The sequence below is a fragment of the Methanobrevibacter sp. genome, assembly GCF_017432245.1.
Lineage (GTDB): Archaea > Methanobacteriota > Methanobacteria > Methanobacteriales > Methanobacteriaceae > Methanobrevibacter.
This window is the reverse complement of record NZ_JAFRJO010000068.1, coordinates 1-21283: the sequence shown is the minus strand read 5'-3', so window position 1 is coordinate 21283 and position 21283 is coordinate 1. Positions and strand designations below refer to the sequence as shown.

At 32.6% G+C, this 21283-nt stretch carries 18 protein-coding genes; 6 read left to right on the top strand and 12 right to left on the bottom strand.

Going from position 1 to position 21283, the window contains the following annotated elements; translation table 11 throughout:
• The first annotated feature begins 44 nt into the window (after window positions 1-44).
• From IJI80_RS05905 to IJI80_RS05895, 3 genes are all read left to right on the top strand, one after another.
• Entirely contained in the window at window positions 45-833 is a 789-nt protein-coding gene (locus IJI80_RS05905; RefSeq protein ID WP_292788478.1) for a sirohydrochlorin cobaltochelatase, read from the top strand.
• 220 nt (window positions 834-1053) lie between these two features.
• Window positions 1054-1761 (top strand): tetratricopeptide repeat protein, encoded by a 708-nt coding sequence (locus IJI80_RS05900; RefSeq protein WP_292788476.1) that lies wholly within the window; start codon window positions 1054-1056, stop codon window positions 1759-1761.
• Window positions 1762-1814: 53 nt separating this feature from the next.
• Window positions 1815-2084 (top strand): hypothetical protein, encoded by a 270-nt coding sequence (locus tag IJI80_RS05895; RefSeq protein WP_292788474.1) that lies wholly within the window; start codon window positions 1815-1817, stop codon window positions 2082-2084.
• Between the two features lie 44 nt (window positions 2085-2128).
• On the opposite strand, the gene IJI80_RS05890 is transcribed toward IJI80_RS05895, so the two are convergent.
• From IJI80_RS05890 to IJI80_RS05870, 5 genes are all read right to left on the bottom strand, one after another.
• Window positions 2129-2566: a hypothetical protein gene (locus IJI80_RS05890; protein ID WP_292788472.1), complete on the bottom strand. Its 438-nt coding sequence runs from the start codon at window positions 2564-2566 to the stop codon at window positions 2129-2131.
• Between the two features lie 97 nt (window positions 2567-2663).
• Window positions 2664-3464 carry a zinc-ribbon domain-containing protein gene (locus tag IJI80_RS05885; protein ID WP_292788470.1) on the bottom strand — a complete coding sequence of 267 codons (801 nt, stop codon included), beginning with the start codon at window positions 3462-3464 and terminating at the stop codon, window positions 2664-2666.
• 411 nt (window positions 3465-3875) lie between these two features.
• Window positions 3876-5801 (bottom strand): endonuclease MutS2, encoded by a 1926-nt coding sequence (locus IJI80_RS05880; protein ID WP_292788468.1) that lies wholly within the window; start codon window positions 5799-5801, stop codon window positions 3876-3878.
• Window positions 5802-5977: 176 nt separating this feature from the next.
• Window positions 5978-8992 (bottom strand): U32 family peptidase, encoded by a 3015-nt coding sequence (locus IJI80_RS05875; RefSeq protein WP_292788466.1) that lies wholly within the window; start codon window positions 8990-8992, stop codon window positions 5978-5980.
• A gap of 61 nt (window positions 8993-9053) precedes the next feature.
• Entirely contained in the window at window positions 9054-11618 is a 2565-nt protein-coding gene (locus tag IJI80_RS05870; RefSeq protein ID WP_292788464.1) for a U32 family peptidase, read from the bottom strand.
• A gap of 263 nt (window positions 11619-11881) precedes the next feature.
• On the opposite strand from IJI80_RS05870, the gene tmk reads away from it, so the two are divergent.
• Window positions 11882-12472, top strand: coding sequence for a dTMP kinase (tmk, locus tag IJI80_RS05865; RefSeq protein WP_292788462.1), 591 nt, complete (start codon window positions 11882-11884; stop codon window positions 12470-12472).
• Window positions 12473-12574: 102 nt separating this feature from the next.
• On the opposite strand, the gene IJI80_RS05860 is transcribed toward tmk, so the two are convergent.
• The 5 genes from IJI80_RS05860 to IJI80_RS05840 form a co-directional block, all read right to left on the bottom strand.
• Window positions 12575-12781 (bottom strand): hypothetical protein, encoded by a 207-nt coding sequence (locus IJI80_RS05860; RefSeq protein ID WP_292788460.1) that lies wholly within the window; start codon window positions 12779-12781, stop codon window positions 12575-12577.
• 63 nt (window positions 12782-12844) lie between these two features.
• On the bottom strand, window positions 12845-13810 hold the full coding sequence (locus IJI80_RS05855; protein WP_292788458.1) for a tyrosine--tRNA ligase: 966 nt from the start codon (window positions 13808-13810) through the stop codon (window positions 12845-12847).
• An 80-nt stretch (window positions 13811-13890) separates the two neighbouring features.
• Window positions 13891-14931, bottom strand: a complete 1041-nt coding sequence (locus tag IJI80_RS05850; protein ID WP_292788456.1) for a 60S ribosomal export protein NMD3 — start codon at window positions 14929-14931, stop codon at window positions 13891-13893.
• A gap of 100 nt (window positions 14932-15031) precedes the next feature.
• Window positions 15032-15439 carry a translation initiation factor IF-2 subunit beta gene (locus IJI80_RS05845; RefSeq protein ID WP_292788454.1) on the bottom strand — a complete coding sequence of 136 codons (408 nt, stop codon included), beginning with the start codon at window positions 15437-15439 and terminating at the stop codon, window positions 15032-15034.
• A 298-nt stretch (window positions 15440-15737) separates the two neighbouring features.
• On the bottom strand, window positions 15738-17741 hold the full coding sequence (locus tag IJI80_RS05840; protein ID WP_292788452.1) for a minichromosome maintenance protein MCM: 2004 nt from the start codon (window positions 17739-17741) through the stop codon (window positions 15738-15740).
• 288 nt (window positions 17742-18029) lie between these two features.
• On the opposite strand from IJI80_RS05840, the gene IJI80_RS05835 reads away from it, so the two are divergent.
• Entirely contained in the window at window positions 18030-18461 is a 432-nt protein-coding gene (locus IJI80_RS05835) for a hypothetical protein (RefSeq protein ID WP_292788450.1), read from the top strand.
• A 160-nt stretch (window positions 18462-18621) separates the two neighbouring features.
• On the opposite strand, the gene IJI80_RS05830 is transcribed toward IJI80_RS05835, so the two are convergent.
• Together IJI80_RS05830 and IJI80_RS05825 are read right to left on the bottom strand one after the other, a co-directional pair.
• A complete protein-coding gene (locus tag IJI80_RS05830; protein ID WP_292788449.1) occupies window positions 18622-19248 on the bottom strand; it encodes an RlmE family RNA methyltransferase in 627 nt (208 codons plus the stop codon).
• A gap of 1 nt (window position 19249) precedes the next feature.
• A complete protein-coding gene (locus IJI80_RS05825; RefSeq protein WP_292788447.1) occupies window positions 19250-19801 on the bottom strand; it encodes a metallophosphoesterase in 552 nt (183 codons plus the stop codon).
• Window positions 19802-20097: 296 nt separating this feature from the next.
• Here IJI80_RS05825 and IJI80_RS05820 point away from each other — a divergent pair, with 296 nt between their 5' ends.
• On the top strand, window positions 20098-21189 hold the full coding sequence (locus IJI80_RS05820; RefSeq protein WP_292788445.1) for a formate--phosphoribosylaminoimidazolecarboxamide ligase: 1092 nt from the start codon (window positions 20098-20100) through the stop codon (window positions 21187-21189).
• Window positions 21190-21283 lie beyond the last annotated feature (94 nt).

The following is a 21283-nucleotide window of genomic DNA, read 5'->3' as shown; positions in this document are numbered from 1 at the left end:
TTAATCAATAAAGTGAAATATTTTTTATTTTTAAGGATGATATTATGACTGATAAGATTATTTTAGTAGTAAGTTTTGGTACTTCTTATAACAATAATCGTGCTCTTACCATTGGAGCTATCGAAAAGGACATTGATGAAGCATTTCCTGATTATGAAATGAGAAGAGCATTCACAAGCCAAATGGTTATAAACATTTTGAAAAAACGTGATGACTTGGCTATTGACAATGTAGAGGAAGCATTGGAAAGAGCATTGGATGATGGTGTAAAGACTGTTATCATTCAACCAACTCACATCATGAACGGTACCGAATATCATTTCAAGATCAAGGACACTGTAGACAAATACATTGACAAATTTGAAAACATTCCAATTGCAGAACCTTTATTAATCTCCGATGAGGACTTTGAAGACTTGATTGCAAGCATCACCTCTAAAGGAGATTACGATGACGATACAGCAGTTGTATTCATGGGTCATGGGTCTCCTGCAGAAAGTAATATGGTTTACACCAAATTGCAAGGAATGCTAAAGGAAAAAGGATTCAACAATTATTACATTGGTACTGTTGAAGCAAAACCTGACTACGATGATGTCTTGGCTATGGTAAAGGAAGGAGACTACAAGAAGATAGTGCTCAAGCCTTTAATGGTTGTAGCTGGTGATCATGCTCAAAACGACATGGCTGGAGACGATGAAGATTCCTGGAAAAGCATGTTTGCTTCAGAAGGCTATGAAGTTGAATGTGTCATAGAAGGGCTCGCACAATCTCAAGACATTAGAGATGTATACATTAAGCATGTTCAAAATGCTATTGATGGTTTAAATTAAATCATCTTATTTCTTTTTTTATTTTTTTATTCATTATTTTTTCTTTTTTTTTAATTTATTGAACTATTTTTGTCTTTTTCCATTTCCTAAACTCTTGTTTTAAGAACATTTTCACTAACTTTTTTTTAATTCATTAACTTTAAATACTATCGTTTCTATATTTTATTTGCTAATTATGATTGAAAAATATTTGAAAAAGAATAATTTAAAGGGTGATAATATGAAGTGTTTAACCTGTGGTGAAGAGTATTCGGATGAATTTGATTTCTGTCCGTTTTGCGGTGCCTACCCTAAAAAGTTTTGTCCAAAATGCTTTAAGGAAATTAATGATGGTGGAGAGGTATGTTCGGACTGCGGAACGGAACTTTTGCCATTTGAAAGTTTTAAGAAGTATTATGATCTTAAAGAGAATGCTGTTGAATATCTGAATTATTGTGATTTTGACAATTCAATTGAATGTTTGGAAAAGATATTGGATGACTGGCCTGATAGTGAAGATGTAATTTTTCTTTTGGCTGAGAATCATTGCTTCTTAGGTGATTATGATGATGCTTTAAGACAGTATGAAAGATTGGCTGAAATAAATCCTGAATATAAGGGACTACATTCCAGAATGGCTAAGGTATGCATTAAAAATGAAGAAATTGAAAAGGCCAAGGAATATCTTCAAAAGGAACATAAGGCACATCCGTTTGAAAGTGAGCATTATATCTATTCAATGCACATATGTTTCCTTGAGGATGATTTTGAAAAGGCAAACAGAATTCTTGACCGTTTATTTGCAATTGGGCCTAATGAAGATGACTTATTGATGTTCAAATTCAACAATGACTTGAATTTGAAGTATGTTGAGTATAATCAAGAGATTGCAGATATAAATGAAAGGGTTAAGGCGTATTTGGAGAAAAATTTCAATTATTCCTTTTAATTTTTTTTAAGAAGGTTGAGAGTGATTTCATAGTATGTTTAGGGGGTTGAAATATGGAAGTAATGGATGTCATTAATGAGATAGAAACCAATAATAATCCATTTCAAGATGGCTTGGATTATTATATGGATTGTATTGTGAATGTAAATAATGTTAGGACAAGATGTGAACAGGTTAGTATTGTTCAATGTGATTTGGATGGTTCTGATTATGGTAGAAATGGGATTCAGATTCTTCTTGAACTTCGAAGAGGTGAGTGGATCACTTGGATTTTCCTTGATGAAGTGGAATCCTTAGAGGTTAAGGAGTTTAATAAAAAATAATGGTGGTTTATGAAAAATGATTTTTCACAATTTATAACCACTATCTATTTTTTAAAATCATCACAGCTTGTTATTTCATCATTATCCTTAATGGAACAAACTCCATTCTGTGATAAGGCACAGTTTAAGCAGTTTTGCTCTTCCTCTGGGTCTGGAGCAGCAACTATTTGCTGGAGGGATAATGTGAAAATGCCGTTTAAATGTTCTCCATTTGTTTTTTTAGGACCTCTACCTACTATAGGTGATAAGCTTTTCATGTAACATGGAATCTCTCCAGTTCCTCCAATATCCACTTTGATTTGTTCATAAGTGTTGAAAGTGCTGAAAAATTCTGCTCCTTCTTTTAATATATCTTGAGAAGCTTCAAATTTAAATATTAACATCTTATTTTCTAAAGAAGTTAATTGGACATATTTGTCATCGAAGGTAAACTCTTCTCCATTTTCTTTTTTAAAAATAACTATTCTTGCAATGTCAGACATGTTTAATCTCCTAATTTTATATGTATGATAATGGTCTCTTATAGTATATAATTGTTTGCATTTATTAAAACAATTTTTATTGAAAAATTATTAACCATTAATATGACGATATAGGAACTAACATCTCCATATATCCTTCAGCATATCCTAATTCCAAATCATCTGGGTCATAGATGGAATTACCGCATTCAGCACATCTGTAATAACCATTAATTTCATATATTGATTCGCTTCCACAGTATGGGCAAGTCAATACATAACCCTCATTTCTATCAGATTCTAGTTTATTAAGGCTGTTTGTAGCTTTAGAGTTTCCAGAACTGTAATCTCGGCCACCTTGATGCTTTGAAGCATTTTTTTCCATTTCTCTTCGATAATCTGCCTCATATACATTGCCGTTGGCTTTAGATTGATACACATCAAATTCATAACCAGTCAAATAGCCATTATCATCCTTATCCGACTTTCTAAATAGATCATATAGCATATCTTGTGGTGTATGTGAGACAATGTGATTCACTTCATTGAATTCTAATTTGCCATCATCATTAAGGTCCAGATTATTAAATTCATCAGGATAATTGGTTTCATAATCTGCTGGATGTAATCCTTTAATGAAAAGATTTGCATCGCTAGCTATTGAAATCACCAATATAAAAATTAATGGGAAAACACAACAAATATATAAAGCAGGATCTCTTTTAAAACGTGCACTGAGTGTTTCAGATTCATCCACCTTTCTTATTTTAAAAAGAGACCAAATACTATCTGAACTGGAATAATCTGTTTCAATATCAGTGCTTTGAGCAGATGGGCCATTATCTAATTTAGTTCCACAATCTGAACAAAAAATAGCTTCATCAACATTTTCCTTTCCGCATTTGGAACATTTTATCATAGAATCCCCCAATACAATTTTAAAAGTAATTTAGAAAATTTGACATTACTTTACTTATGAAATATTTTATGCTTTTTGATTTATATTGTTTTTGAAAAATTTTCTAATGTAAATTTAATAAATTTAATCCTTTTTACAAAATTATATATACAATCTAAAGTAAAGATTATATTGTCGCATCATATTTATGACTGATGCCTATGGTCCTTCTATGAGGGAAGCTTTAGCTGTCGATGATTAGAAGAAACCCAGCATTAGATAGGCTGCCTGTTTCGAGGGTTACTCGTGGAGGAAAGGGTAAACTACCTGTGAAGCAAGAGAGTTAGTATACGGGCAAAATATCAATTAAATATTTAATAATTTTTATAGATTAATTCAAATTTAATCTATTTTATTAAATATCTACTTTTTTTAAAACTTTTCCAATATTTTACCATATACCTTTTTAAGTTCTGGTGGTGAGTTGTTGTACATTCTATTTATAATTAATTCGGGTGTACTTTTTGCCAAGTAATTCATCTTAGGTGTCCTATCCACAATAAGATTGTAGTTTTCATCGAGCCCTGTAGCTTCGATTCCATCTACACGGATGTCTGTGTATTTCATTAGCTCATTTGCCATGTGGGTTACAATTATTGCAAAGGAATTACTTTCCTCAATCATTTCAATGAAACTGGAAATGATCTTTACAGCTGCTTCCAATTCGGTGATTCCTTCAAGTTCATCAAGGAGAACTAATTTCTCTGAGTCACTTGTTACTATAGGCATGAATACATTCAAGAATGATTCAAAAGCTCCTGCATCCAATGATCTCTTTTTGGAAAAGTGATAGATTTCATCCAATAGTTTTATCTTAGCGGATTTAGCTGGAACTGGAAGTCCCATCTGCCCGAGAATAGCTATTTGGCTAATGGTTTCAAGAAGGGTTGTTTTACCTCCACTGTTTGCTCCAGTCAATAGTGCAATATTTTCCTCTTCATTCAACTTATAATCCACTCTTTGAATTCCTTCTTTCATTGTCCTTTCCCTTAAGCATAAGTTCAAGTGCAAGGCTTGATGAAGATCATATTCATTGGTGAACTCAGGCTTGTTCAAGTCATAAAGATAAGCAAAGCTGCCTAAAGCGTATTCATAGTCAAACTTGATAATATCACTGACTTCCCTTTCAGCATCTTCCTTGATGGATGCCAATTGTTCTGCAGCAGTGCTCTTTTTGTCAAAATAATTATTTTCAGAATTTGAAAGGATTTCTGTCTTCACCCTTTCCATTTCCATGTCATCGATTTCAATCGGATACTTTCTGATGAATGGGTCAAAATCAATACCACTTTCCAACTTGATAGTTTCCTTTGATTTACTTAAAATTTCGTTAAATATTTCTTCTAGTTTTGGTGGTAAGGCATTGTTTAATAAGTCGAGAACTTCATCTCCTTCAAGGTCAATGTTTTGAATCCTTTCTTTTAACTCACGGTCTATATATCTCTTCTCATTATTAACAATTTCATCCAAATCAACTTCTTTGGTTTTATAGGAATCAAGTTCATCAAGTATTGGACCAATGTCATTAAGTACAGTTTCCTCACCTAATATTCCTTTAATTTTGGAAACTCTTTCAAACAGATCTCTGTTTTCCTTGAAGTAGTCCAAAATCACTTCAGGTACAAGCTGATAGATCGGAGCATCCTTATTTATCATGATTAGGTTAGGCATGTCTCCCAAGTCATAGAATCCTTCAGTGTAAATGTAATAGATGAGTTCATATCCTCTTAATTCTTCCTGGAAGAATGGGGAATCTGATGCAGTCAATATTGTGTAGTACTTGTTCAATCCAAGATCCATTAAATAATCAGCATCTTCATGGCTTTCCGCGAGAATGGCTTTGCTTGCATCGTAATTAGGTTTGGATTGCTTTGGCTCATGGAGATTTTTCATCAGTTTATCAAGGTCATATAATGGAAGGTTGCTTACCTTTTCTTTAGCATTCATTACAAAATTCAATCGTTCTTCGATGATTTCCTCATCTTTTATAGGGGCAAGGAGCAAAATTCTGTTTTTCGCATAACTTGTATTTGAATAGCTTACAATCTTTTCAATGATTTCCTCGTAAAGTTGGATTGCCCTATCGCTTTTCAAGAATTTTTGAGCAGGATTTCCGATTAATTGATTCATTATTTCAATGGCTTTCCTTTGGCTGATTCCATCAATATTGATCAATCTCTCTAAATCAAGGTTTTCAATAACTTGATTTAATTCGTCTTCCCCTCCTAACTCATCGATGATCTTTTGGGATAACTTATCTCCAATTCCCTTAATGTTTTGTAATTGTGCTCCTTCCATACGATTACCTCATTTATGAATATGAGTAAATAAATTAATTTTAAGTGTTTTTGTTTATTTAGTTTTAACATATAGTTAATTTTTTTTATTTTTCTATTAATTTTTAAATCTTTTGTTTTTAAATAACTTGAATTTTCATCTGATTATAATATTGCATTGATTTTGAAAAGTCATTGCTATTTCAATCCTTTTTCAAAGTTTGCTTTTGTCAAGTCAGGACAATGTTCATCAATGACTTTTTTAGATTCATCCATATCATTTTTACCATCAATAATGCCTCTATAGACTTTTCCAATGTTATTAATGTAGTCTAAGGATTTCCATCTTGCATCTATTGAAAAGTTGGAAATTCCTATTGATTTCAAGTAATCAATTTCATCAATCAAGCAAAGCTCTTCGCAGTTCAATATGATTAAAGTATCCTCATTCAAATTGGTTTTGATTGGATAATATTGGTCTCTTCTGTTTTTGAGATAATATTCATTAGTGTCAATGTAATATTCACTTTCCTTGAAGTTCTTGTTAAGTTTTCTTTGCTTTTGATTGTACTTATTGATGAGTTTCAATTGCTTTTTGGAAACCAGTTCCTTTCTTGTCACCATTGATTCTATATTTCCATGAACCAAGAGTTCCAATTCTGGAAGTGAGATATCTTTTGACAGTTCCTTATAGTAATCTTCCATTAAATCCTTGATATTTTTCTTATATATCTCAGGAGATATGGATAATGTTTTATAATTATTCAACTCTAATACGGTTTCTATATTATATGCATTTATTGGATAATTTCCATAAAGTTCCACATCAAACTTGTCTTTTAATGAATCGTCCAATCCAATTAAACTGGTCATGATGTCAATGTGCAGATTCATCTTTTTAAGAATGCCAATAATCTTAATTATTGATTCCTTAGATTGCTTGTGTGCAATGTCTGGAAGTTTCCAAATTAGTTTATACTCTTGATCTTTAGAAATTTCAATAGCTTCTTTCAGGAAATTGACACAGTAGCTTATGTTCAATTCATGGTCCTGAAGGGATTTGTTTTCAATAATTTCTTGGTTAATCTCTTCAAAGTCCTTATTTGGAGGTATTTCCAAATAGATTCTATCAAAAATGGTTTCTTTATTTTTGCTTAGTTTATTTAGGATTTCCAAGCTATTGATATATGCAGATAATTTATATTCATCATCTGAATTGTCTTGAACCTTTGATTTTAAATCGATTCTTTTTCTTAAATCCTCTGTTAAGTCATTAATGTTCTCTTCAGCTATTTTCACATCTTCCTCTTTTGGCTTGTAGCTTGCTATTATTTCCTCTTCAAGCTCATTGAAGAATCTTCTTCTAAGCTCATTGATTTCACTTATTGGGCTGAATAAGCTTTTATTGTTGTTAATTGTAATCTTTTCAATGTAATAAGGCAAGTCTCCAATCTTCATCAATTGCTTTTTGATTGTCTCATTGGATATTGGCTTCTTGATTGCTTCTTCCCAAGGACTTTCCCCTTTGACCTTTAAGGTGATTACCTTACCGTCATCCAATTTCAAGTTGCCTTTCAAATGAGGATAATTGTCGCTGTCTATTCTAAAGTAAAGTTCAAGCAATGATTTCTTGATGTAATGGTTCTCCTTCTTATGGTGGAGATCCTTCACTTCATTCAAAAGTGAGTTTTTCTTGGTTAGATAAACCTTTGAACCTTTTGGAAGTGGGAAATTGAGTCTCCTGTTCTCTCTGACTCTTTTTATGACTAGGAGTTTTCCTTCAATGTCCTTGTCCTTTTCCCTTTTTCTCCAATGCTTGTCTTTTGAGTCCTTTAGAACAGGTTTTGAAGAAATGTCAAATCCATAGGTTTGTAAGAATCCTTCACTATTTTGATTAATTTCCTTTTTGGCTCTTTTTTCTTTCCTTTTAGCTCTTTTATCCTGTTTTGACTTTAATCTTTTATTGTCTTTAGAGTTATTTTCCGCATTATTCTGATTATTGTCATTTTCCAAATTTGGATTGGTTTCAATTAGTATTCCATCTCCCTTTTCTGGAATGTGAATTAGATTATCCTTAAGCAAAATATGAATCTCTTCAGTTTGTGGATTGTATCTGTGAATCTTTCCAATGTATAATCCTTGATGTCCTGGCTTTTTCCTGTTCATTATCATAGGATTGTTTTTAGGAATGAGATGTCCTGTTGTGAACTCTCTATTGAAGACCAATTCAAGTTCTTCAAGAGATTCAAGGTTTTGCAGTTTCTGTTCATGTTTCAGTTTTGCAATGTTTTCCTTTTCCTGTGCCTTTTTCAAGTAAGTGCTTCTTCCTTTTTTGCCCTTGCTTTTTCTTTCCAATTCCTTGATGTTTCTATTCAATGCTTGGCTTGTTTTGTCATATCTTAACTTATTGAGTCTTTTCCTATAGTTTTTGACAACAGTTGCAACATAATCATTGCTTCTCATTCTGCCTTCTATCTTTATGCTGTCCACTTCAAGACCAACTATTTCATCAAGATGCTCAAACAATGACAGGTCTCTTGGTGATAAAAGATAGTCCCCTTCATTTTTAGGATTGATCTTTTTGCCTTTGTTGATGTTCAATTCATACTTTTCTCTACAAGGTTGAGCGCAGGTTCCTCTGTTTCCGCTTCTTCCCCCTTGCATGGAAGATAATAAGCAATGACCTGAATAGCTGTAGCATAATGCACCATGAGCGAATATCTCTATTTCAATTCCAAGTGAATGTGCATAGTCAATGATTTCTTTAAGTTCATTCATTTCGGTTTCTCTTGGAAGAACAACTCTTTTTATATTATGTTCTGAGGCCCATTTGATTCCTTCAATGTTGTGGAGGTTCATTTGGGTTGAAGCATGAATAGCTAATTTAGGGATGTTTTCATTAATGATTTTTACAAGACCGACATCTTGAATGAGAACTGCATCAACACCCATTTTGTATAATTCAAGAAGGTAATTTGCTACCTTTTCCAATTCCCCTTCCTTGATTAGGATATTCACTGTTACATAAACCTTTACATTATGCAAATGAGCATACTTGACAGCTTCTCTTATTTCCGGTACTGTGAAGTTTTCTGCAAATTTCCTTGCTCCAAAGTTCTCTCCAGAGAGATAAATGGAATTTGCACCAGACAATATTGCCAGCTTCAAATGCTCTGCAGATCCTACAGGTGCCAATAATTCAGGTAGTTTCATTGTTTTTCCTCGAGTAATAAATATAATAATAGTTAATGGTCAATACTTAGTCACCAATAGCTTAACATGACTTTTCATGTATTCTTCCATTAATGAAGTTTCCTTTATTCAATCTTGATAATGTAATGTTCTTTATCTGTTCTTTAAGTAAGTTTAAGTCGTAAGTGTTGTCCTCTTTCAATGCCTGTGAGTAAAGTGAGACAATTGTTGAGCTGTATTGTGGAGAGGAGAATCTGCAATCGATTATGCAGGAGTTCACTCCAGTGTCCTTTATTAGTTCCACTTCATCAATTAAACATAAGCAGTCCTTGTTGATGAAATGACTATGCATATTGTAATCGAATACAACCTTATATTTGAATTTCTTACGTTTTTGGTCTTCAAGAATTGCATAATCTGAAGAGTCCTTGACTATGAAGTCCTTTCCATCATTGAGATTTGAAAAGTCGTCCTTACTGCTCATGACTTCAAGGTTTCCTTGGATGATTATATTCAAGTCTACATCTTCATTTCCTTTGATGAATTGGTATTTGCTGACTAATTCCTTAATTTCTGTATGTGACAATTCTGAAGATAATATTATACTTTTAAATCCGGCATCAGAAAGGTTTTTCACGTTATAGCTATTCCAAACATTTAGATTATGGTTTCCATAAACCTTGTTCCTAAAGCTTTTAGCTATTCCAGGAGTGTCATACATAATTGGAATTCTCATTCCTTCATCTTCCAATTCTCCAATTATTCTGCTTATCTCTTCTATTTCCTCATCGCTTATGAATGATGATAATACAAGTACTAATTTGTCATCCACATTTTCCTTGCCTTTATAAACGATGGAATATGCTTCTTTTAGTAGGTCTTTAATGTTTTTGAAGTATTCCTCTTGACCGTAGTATGAGAATGATGGATCAAAGAAATACTTGTGGATTGGCAATTTGGAAGTCATCCTTAAAAGTTCCAGATTATCTGCAAATATTGAAAGATTAAGCTTTTCATTTCTAACCGGAATGTCTGTATATGATTTATATTCCTTGACGAATTGGCTAATGCGTTTATTGGTTGCTCTCTCATCTTTTTTATCAGGCTTATAATAGTTCAATAACAATTCGGTTGCCTTGTCAAGAATGGTTCTTCTTATCTTATTAAGCTTTCCAATTGGCACGAAGCTGTTTTCAGGCATGCCAGTTATGGTTAAGTTGTTAATGTAAAATGATGTTGAACCTGTTTTAAGCATTTGCTTTTCAATGTCTTCAATGCTTACAGGTCTTTTTTGAGCTGGTTCGAATTTGGTTTCTGAAATGTATCTGAAACTGAATTCATCTTCCTTGTTTTCGTTGTTAATTCCCTTTTCAATAATCTTGAATTTAGCATTGATATTAAGTCTTAGGTCTTCTGTCCATTTGATGTCCAAGTCCAATGGAATGCTTTGCTTTATTGTTTCGTTTTTGAATTTCTTGAGATTGTCATGAGTGGATTTGGAATAGCTTAAGAGAACTTGGTCTCCTTCACGGATATTTCTTGTTGTTTCAAGCTTTATGTATGCATCGGTTTGTTCCTTGATGTTATCGATGTAGATTCCTTTGATTTTGTCCTTGTATTTGAATCCGATTCCATCACCGATGTCAAGGTTTATCTTGAACTCCTCGTTTTCCTTAGCTATTGTGATTAAATCACCTTTCTTTTCAATGATTTTACCTATGTAAACTCCTTCGTGGCCTGAACTTTCTCTTCCTAAAACCTGTCCCGGCTTTTGATTAAGGATATAACCGTCAGTAAATTGTCTATTGAATACAAGACTCAAATCCTTTTCATAGTCTCCTTCATCACCGTCAATAAGATGTCTGTATGCATTTGTGATTGTTCCCACATAATCTGCAGATTTCATCCTTCCTTCAAGCTTTAGTGAAAAGACTCCTGCATCCGCTATTCTGTCTAATCCTTTGTAGACTGCAAGGTCGTGAGTTGACAATAGGTATCCGTTTCCAACATTGTAATTTTTATATTTCAGTTTGTATTGCTTACGGCAAGGCTGTGCACATGCTCCCCTGTTTCCACTTCTTCCGCTGTTGTATGATGAAATGTAGCAGTTTCCACTGAAGCAATAGCAGAGAGCACCATGTCCAAATACTTCAAGTTCCATGTTGATGTTGGATTCCTGCAGCTTTTTTGATATTTCAGCTATTTTATCAACGCTTATTTCACGTGGGAAGACAATACGTGAGATATTGTTTTCAACAGCCCATAAAATACAATCATAATCACTTAATGTCATTTGTGTGGAAGCATGAACTTCAAGGCCAGGAATGAGATTTTTAATGAGTTCTATGATTCCCAAGTCTTGTACAATAACCGCATCAACACCTATTTTGTATAGGTAGAACAAGTATTTGACAACGTCTATTACTTCAAAGTTGTTTATCAAGGTGTTTACGGTAACGTGTATTTTTGCTCCATTCAAATGAGCATATTCCACACTCTTTTCTATCTCTTCCAGAGTGAAGTTTTTGGCAAATGCTCTTGCTCCAAACCTTTCTCCAGATATGTATACTGCATCAGCTCCTGCATTTATTGCTGTGACCAATATGTCATAGTCTCCTGCAGGTGCCAATAATTCAGGTAATGTCATTAAGTAATCTCCTATAATTTTGATTGTTTTTATGATTGTATTTTATAAATGATTGAATTTATTTTAAAATATTTTATTTAAAATAATTTATTTAAAATAATCTAACTATTAATAGATTTGTTGATTTTATTATATACATATTTTTAATATTATAAGAATTATTGATAATTATTTATAATAAATTTATATTTATAGTTGTGATAGCTTTTGAAAACTAATAAAATTCAAAATAATTATATATTTTTAAAAATAAATTCTATTCTATGTATATTGTATTGGAAGGAATAGATGGTGCTGGAAAATCAACTCAAATTAAAATGCTAAAGGAATGGCTAGAAAGCAATGGATTAAGAGTTGAAACAATTGTTGAACCGACTGACATGGAAGTTGGAAAGCTTATTCGTAAGCTTTTGACTCGCTCTGATGCTACAAGTGACACTATGCAAAAGACATTAGGTCTATTGTTTGCAGCAGACAGACTTATTTTAATGGATAAGATTGAACAATTGGAGAAAGATAATGTTGTAGTAATAAGTGATAGGTCCTTCTATTCCAGCTTATCATATCAAGATCCTCAGGATTGGATCAAAGAGATAAATAAGTTTGCCAAAATTCCAGATTTGGTTTTGCTCTTGGATTTGGATGTCAAGAAATCCGTTGAAAGATGTGACGGAACAGATGAATTCGAGAATGAAGAGTTTTTGACTGGAGTAAAACAGAATTACTTGGATTTGGCAGGGTCCAATGATAACTTTAAAATAATAGATGCAAATAATGGTCCGAATAAGGTCTCTTCTGACATTAAAAAAGCAGTTGCTCCATTATTTGACATTTGCAAGGATTGCATTTTATAATCTAAAAATAGAAAATTTAAGAACATGCTCTTAAATTATTTTTTAAATTTTAACTAATTTTATTTTTAAAAATAAGGAAAAGAAGTAAAGATAGAAATTAGATTATCTTCTATCTAATTCGTCTAATCTTTCTTTCATTACTTTAACAATGTAATCTTGTGCTTTTTCAAGCTCTTCTTTTGTACCTTGAAGTTTTGGTCCAAATTCAGTTTGCTTAAGTTCAACATCGAACTGTTCAATAACATGAGCAAGCATTTGTTCTCCAATTCCATTGGTAAGTTTCATTTCATATACTGGTTCTTCTTCCATTCTATCCCTCTTTTTAATCTTTTTTTAAAAATTTATAATTATAATTTTTTAATTTTATTTTAATTATTCTTGTGACTCCATAAAGTCTCTAACTGGTTTTAAGAAATCAATTAAGTATTGTGTAATTGCATTTTTCAAATCCATTGGGTGCAAGTTTTCTTCTCCGTACATTGTGTATAGTTCATCTTTAGAGAGTTCTAAGTTTCCACCAAATTTCTCAGGTCTTTCGATTAATAAAGTGTCTTGTTGTGAGAATACGAAGTGATCTGCAATTTCCAAGATAGGGTTTCCTTCTGTTTCTCCCATAGGACAGTAGCTTTTCTTGATTTTGTCCTTGATTGTTTTCTCATCATCGTCAACAGCAATGTAGTTTCCTTTGCTTGAGGACATCTTGTCATCACCGTCAAGACCATGAATCAAAGGAGTGTGAATACAGACAGGGGCTTCCTTTCCTATTCTAGGTAAGTTTTCCCTTGCTAACATTTGGATTTTTCTTTGCTCCATACCGCCTAATGCCACATCAACTTCCAAAGCGGACATGTCTGCAGTTTGCATCAATGGATAGACCACACTAGCTACCTTTGGATTGTCATCATGTCTGCTGACTTGATCCATACTTCTTTTTGCCCTTTTCAAGGTGGTTAAAGTAGCTAATTGATAGACGTCATTAGTGTATTCGCTTCCAGTTTGGAATGAGGAACCTAAAATGTATTCGGTGTCATCAGCGAGTCCTAATCCTTGGAAGCATCTTTTATTGTATTCTGCAGTTTCAGCTATTTCCTCTACAGTTCCTTTTCCATTCAAGAAAGCATGATAATCTGCAAGTAAGATTTTGATTTTAAATCCTAAATCTTGCATTTGTTTAAGTTTCATTATTGTTACTGCATGACCTAAATGAATTTTTCCAGAAGGTTCATATCCAGTATAAGCAATAGGATGCTCTTTTTCAAGCTTTTCTTTCAATTCATCTACATCAATGATTTCTAAAGTTCCTTCTTGAATTAATTCAATTTTTTCTTCAATGTTCATGTAATCACACTTTTGTTTTTGTAATTGGTTATTTATTGGTTATTAGATAATTATTATAATTATGATTTTTTGCTATAATTCTAGATTATATAGATTTTTCCATCTATTTTAATTACATCAATCTCTTCGCCGATATTGATTTTCTCTAATTTTTCAGTCATTTCCAAATCGATTGGGCTATAATCATCAGGATCAAGAATCTGAAGTGCATTTGGAGATTTTGATGTAACAATCGCTTTTTGAACTCCTTCCAAATGCTCTATCTTTTCTATAGAATCATATTCTCTCCATTTTAAAGCTATTGTATCTTGATTTTCCAAATTTATGACTTGAATTCTATTTCCATCAACATCATTGATTTGATAAATGCCGTCATTGTACTTTACAAAATCATCCTTTACGAATTTTGGAAGTCTTAATGCTATCCAGATTCTGTATAATCCCTTTCCAGTGGACTTGTCTTCACTGATAAGCCTTGGAGACTCTTTAGTTGTTCCTCCAAACTCTTCTTTAAGATGTTCTACAACCTTTTTTGCAGATTTCAAAGAGCCGATGTAATAGTCATTTCCTTCCTTAAGCTTAGCGACTTGAGGAATATAAGCCAATTTGTCCTTTTTGAATTGCTTATCAAGGGTTCTATTGATTATCTCTTCAGCAATAACTATTTCTTCATCTTCAAGTTCCCTATCATCTGCACGCAATTGAATTACCGCTTCATAGTATCCTGCATTTCTTTTGCTGCAGTCAGGGCAAACTGAGTAGTTGATTTTTACATTTGGAGTGTGTGTTTCCACCACTTCTTCTCCTAAAACAGTTGCAACAGCTTCAACATAACATTCTGCAATTGTTCCTCTCATCTGGTCGATTTCAAGTTCTATCTCTTCATTTTCAGCTAAATCGGAAATGGTGATGTTTCTCTCCAATGCTCTATAGATGATTTCCTCTTCTGGAATGTACTCATCTTTCCATTTTCCCACTTCTAATTTAGCGTTGCAGTGCTTGCAGATGGTTACAGTGATATTCTCTGGAATTTCCATAAGTTGGAATTTCTTTAAAAAACAGTTTTTGCAGATTCCATCTATCATTTCAACGTCTGTTGCACCACATTCTGGACAAAACATTTTAAAACACTCTAATAATGTAAAAATTGAATAAAAATTAATATTAAGTTTAATAGCTATTTAGTTTTTTTAAAATAAAAAATATAAAAGAAGAGAAAGTTTATAATGGCTTAAGTGGAGCTTTTGCACCACATGCTGCACATTTTAAGATAAATATTCTATCTTCCCTTATGATTTTGGTATCAGGTCTGTTACATTCATGGCAGATAACGTATTTTTCAATGTATTCATCAATTCTTTCATTGATTAAGAAATGATTGAATTTACCTTGTAAGATTGCTCTTACTCCTTCTAAATTACCTGCAGTACCTAATTCTCTTAATAAGTATTTTAATACATGTTGTGGGTCTCTATTTAAGGAGTCTGCCACATCTTTGAAATTTTGAATAAAGGTTCTATTACCTTGAATAACTGAATATGCTTTAACAGGCTCAAATCTTTTTGTTTCAAATACCTCAGGAGGCAATTGATCAATAGCCCTGTTTAATAAATTGTCATAATCATCCATTTTTTCACCTCTTTGGAATAATAAAATTAATTGCAATAATTATAATCAAATAAAATTTATGATATCTTTTATAAAAATAGTATTTGAGTTATATTAATATAAGATATATGTTTTATCATTTATTAATGTATTTATTAATATAATAAATATTATTAAAAAATATGAAATAGGATTGTCGGTTTTATATAATGTGCAATATTTATTAATATGATAGAATTAATTAAAAAAATGTGAAAACTAATATTTTAAAAAAATAGAAAAATGCTTGAATTTGATCAAGCATAATATTTTAACTTTTTTAATTTTCCAGTCTTTTTACTTGACCGTTACGTGGTTCGTAGATAAGTCCTTTGCTCTTGAGTTGTTTTAAGATTTCATCTGTTTTCTCTTCACTCATATCAAAGTTTTCAGCAAGATGGTCTTTTAAGACACTGATTGGAACTCTATCAAATTCCTGTTCCAATGCACCTATTTCCTGCATTACCTTGTTGATCTTATCTCTTTCAGATGTTGGAGTTCTTCCTTCAACCCTTGCAATGTCTATTTTGCCTGTGTCAGGGTCCATTCCAATTTTTTCCAAACATCTTCTTTGCAAGCTAATTGCTCTATGAGCATCTGAAGCTTCCACCTCATTTTTAAGCTGAAGTTTTGCACTAGCTTCAGCTAAACGAATGGTTGCTTCCAATTGCCTTGGAGTAATTGGTACAGGAGTGCCTTCTTCCACACCTCCGGTTCTCACAGATACATAAAACTCTTCCAATACTTTATTTGCTTCATCTGTGAGTACAGGATGGATATTTTTACGTGCATAAGCGATATATTTTCTCAAGAGTTCTGGCTCAATATCATATGCTATGTTAGAATACTGGTGAGTTTTTAGAATATGTTGAGCTAATTCCCTATCCTTTTCCACATCTGGCTTGTCTTCAATTACAAATATCAAATCGAAACGAGAAAGAATCGGTGAAGGCAAGTCAATCTGGTTTGCTAAAGTTTTATATCTGTCAAATGTACCGAATTTAGGGTTTGCTGCTGCAAGAACAGAACATCTTGTATTCAATGTTGCCATGATTCCTGCTTTTGCAATACTCACTGTTTGTTGTTCCAATGCTTCGTGAAGTGCAGATCTGTCTTCTGAACGCATCTTATCCAATTCGTCTACACATACGTTACCTTGGTCCCCAAGTACCAATGCACCTGCTTCAAGAGACCATCCTCCAAGTTCATCTCTAACTGCTGCTGCAGTTAAACCTGCACCGGATGTACCTTTACCGCTGGTGTAAACACTTCTTGGAGCCAATTTTGAAACATATTTAAGTATTTGGGACTTACCGATACCAGGGTCCCCGACAATAAGAATGTGAAGGTCTCCTCTTAAGCGAGTTCCATCCTCCAATTGTTGCACTGTCCCACCAAAGAGCTGCAATGCGATAGCTTCCTTTACATCTCTGTGACCTTTGATTGAAGGCGCTGTGGAATTAATGATTTTATCATGTATATGAGGGTCTTTGGATAATTCCAAGATTCTTTCTTCATCTTCTTCACTGAGTTCCAGTTCCTCAAATTCCTGTTCCAATGGTTCGATATGATTCACATAGATGTAATTTTTGAATTTTCCACTTCTCTCTTCCCTAAATGTCTTTAAGGTTCCTGTGATTCTAACTTTATCTCCAGGATTCAATTCATCTACCAAATCATCTTCCAAAACCATAAGCATTTGTTTAGGTTCAGTTCCACCAGATAAGTTTTCCAAAGGTTCCTGCATTCTTGCGCTTTGTGTATCAATATATTTGGATTCCTCTTGAAGCAATCTAAAGGATCTTCCACCACATTCGCTACATAATGAAGGTTCTAGAATATGGTTTCCAGAGCTTTGTTCCACTTCAGTCTGCCTCATGCAACCTCTGCATTCAAATACTCCTGTTTCAATACGTGGACGAATCTCATCAGTTTTCCTTACAATTCCATCAGCAGATACAAAGTTTCCAATGTATTTACTCAATAAGTCGCTTAATGGAATGTTATTAGTAAGATTTTCAAATCTGATGTTTAATTCAGCATCTTTCATTAATGGGTCGATATTCTTAATAGCTTTCTGTGAAGCTAAAATTACTTCATCCGGCTTTTCTATCAATAAATCTGCCAAATCAGGATCAAACATCTCTAAGTCTTCGTAATTGACTGTAAGTGACCTTTCATCAGGATATTTTTCTAAGATTTCAAATACATCATCCTTGTAAATTGTTGAGAAAAATTCTTCAAATTTTGCAAGTGATGTTTTTGTTTTGTTAGTGGAATTCATTGTAATATTCTTTTTATAATTAATATTATAAAAGTTTAATTAATTTTTTAATTTTTCATAATAGTCATATTGAAAAATTGTTTTTATATTCTTATAATTTTTCATAATTATCCTTTGGAATATTGCTATGACATCATTATAATTTTTCATGTTGAATCTATTTTTCTAATTGGTTTTATCTTTTCAATTTCATTAAATTCGTCAATTTAAATTGATAATTTTAAATAGGTGTAAGATTAAAAATATTAGTAATTCTATTTTATTTCTTAAAAATAGTATGGTGAATTTATGAGAAAATCAAGATTGAATCTATTCAAATCAACTTCTATGCTAATTTCTGTTTTAGGGGTTATAATGATTATAGCTACTGTAGCAGCAATCGCTTATGTTGGTTTTAGTTTGGTCTCTTCTAGTTTGACTGGAGGCATTTCCTCCGGTACCCAATATGATCAATTAGCTGAATTGAAATCTAATTGCAATGATTTAGAGGCATTGTATAATGATACTGGTAATAAGATTTATGCCATGGACAATATTACTTTAGAAAGAGAATTTGTTAATGCACAAGTAGAACTTGTAAGGGTTCAAAATGATATAAGTGATGTGGAAAGTGCATTATCGATGGGAAAACCAGCTTCCGAAGTTGATAAAAGATTACAACAAGCAAAAGACGATTTAAAAATAGCTCAAGAAGCTTATAACAGTTTATCAGTTAAATAATATTTTTATTTAACTTTCTTTTTTTATTTTTTTAATATTCTAAATATTTTCATCTATTTTTTAATATTTTTTTAACTTTTTTTTAAATATTTTTATCTCAGTTTTTTAATATTTTTTTAACTTTTTTTTTAAATATCTGATTTTCATATTTCCTTAAAAATTAGTTCTTCCTTTTAGGCCCTTTTCTATAACCTAATCCTACAATGTACATCTCTTTGCTTTTTTGTCTTGAGGATGGAGGTTTAGTTGATTTAACTTTTCTGAAATCGTATTTTATGCTGTCTAAAAGACGTTTGTATTCTGAGCCTTGGAATGCTTTAATAACTAGATTTCCTTCGGTTTCAAGGATATTATCTGCAATCTTAAACACTGTTTCAACAAGGTCTACAGACCTTAAATGATCGAGGTCTTTCACTCCAGTCAATGAAGGTGCAGCATCGGACATAAGGACTTTCACTTTACCGTTTGTCAATTCCATGATCTTTTCCTGAACGACATCTTTTGTAAAATCCCCTCTAATTCCATAATAATTAGGTTCGTGGAATGGCTTGATTCTATTTAAATCGACTCCTACAACGATTCCCTCTTCACCTACCTTTTCCAATGCCACTTGGGACCATCCACCTGGAGCAGCTCCTAAGTCCACTACAGTGTCTCCTTCCTTGATTATTTTATATTTCTTATCAAGTTGCTTAAGCTTAAATGATGCTCTTGAACGATATTCTTCGCTTTTAGCTCTTTTGTAATAAGGGTCATTCTTCTTTTCCACTTGCCATCTGCTTCCCATTTTAACCCTCCTTCTTATCCTTTTTTGCCTTCTCTTCATAAAAATTCAATGCAGAACAGACAGGCCTTCCGGTTTGAATGAATTCTATGCTAATGTCATTTCCATCTATTTCCATCAATGCAACTGATGGGTCTGATAATCTTGGGTTTGTTGGACTTCCGGGGTTTACCAAAATGACATTTTTAATCTTTTCAAGCTGTGCAATATGTGAATGTCCACTTACAAGAATATCCACTTCCAATTGCAATGCATGATAATATAATTGTTGTGTGTCTCCTCTTGGATAAACCTCTCCATGTATTACTCCAATCTTATGGCCTTCCGCTTCTATGATTTTAGAAGGGGGAAGATCAATTTCTCCATGAACCCTATCCATATTTCCTTCAACGGCAACTACCGGGGCTATTGTCTCCAATTCGTCTATAACGCTTTGGCTGGTTATGTCTCCTGAATGAATGATTAAGTCAACTCCTTCAAAGGTTTCCAAAACCTTCTGAGGAAGCTTAATTCGTCTATCAGGAATATGGGTGTCTGATATTAATCCAATCAACATATTTTCACATTAATAATTGTTATGATTAAAGAATTTTAAATGATTTCTATTTTATTAGTCTAACAATATTAGATTTGTTTAATATAAATTATATAGTTTTTTGGAAAATTATTGTTTTAACATATTTTTTCCAATTCCATTAATGGTTTTTTATGAATTTTTTTGTTTTATAAAATATGAATAAAATTTCAATAATAAAACTTTATAAGTTTATAAAAATATAATATTATTATCGATAAATATTTTTGTTATATTTATGATTCATTTCTGAAAAATATTAGTTCAGGAGATTAAAAATGGGAAAAGTTAGTAAAGAAAAAATATTGGAGATTTTGGAAGGGTATGATAAAGACAATATCACTATCGCAACTTTAGGTAGTCACACCTCTTTACATATTCTTAATGGTGCTAAACAAGAAGGATTTAGAACTGCAATTGTCTGTGCAAAGGGTAGAGAAGTGCCTTATCAACGTTTTGATGTTGCAGATGAATATATCATCGTAGATAAATTCGAAGACATTGTAAACGAAGATGTTCAACAAAAGTTAAGAGATATGAATGCAATTGTTATTCCTCATGGATCCTTTGTAGCATACGCTGGTTTAGACAATGTTGAAGATAAGTTCAATGTACCTATGTTCGGTAACAGAGACATCTTAAGATGGGAAGCTGAAAGAGACTTAGAAAGACAATTGCTCGTAAACGGTAAAATCAGAATCCCAATGAAATATGATGACCCATCACAAATTGACCGTGCTGTAATGGTTAAATTCCCTGGAGCAAGAGGTGGAAGAGGTTACTTTGTAGCATCATCCACTGAAGAATTTAATGAAAAAATCGATGCAATGAAAGAACGTGGATGGATTGAAGATGCAGATGTGGAACAAGCTCACATTGAAGAATACGTATCCGGTTGTAATTACTGTATCCACTACTTCTACTCAGCATTGAATGATGAAGTGGAACTTATGGGTATGGACAGCAGATATGAATCCAGTATTGATGGATTTGTAAGAATGCCTGCTAAAGACCAATTATCAATTGACATTAGCCCATCCTATGTTGTAACTGGTAACCACCCAGTTGTAATGAGAGAATCATTGCTTCCACAAGCATTTGAAATCGGTGACAAATTAGTTAAAAGTGCTGCAGAATTAGTAAAACCTGGTTTAAACGGCCCATTCTGTATCCAAACTCTTGTAAACGATAACCTTGAAGTTGTTGTATTTGAAACAAGTGCAAGAACTGATGGTGGTACTAACACCTTTATGGAAGGTTCTTCATACAGTTACCTCAAATATGGTGAAGGTATGAGTATGGGAAGAAGAGTTGCACGTGAAATTAAAATGGCACTCGAAAATGGCGGATTTGAAAAGATTATTACATAATCCTCCAAACTTTTAGAACAAGTTTGATCAAAACTTTTTCAACTATTTTTTTAATTTTTATTTCTTTTTTTAACTTTTTAACTTTTTTTAACTT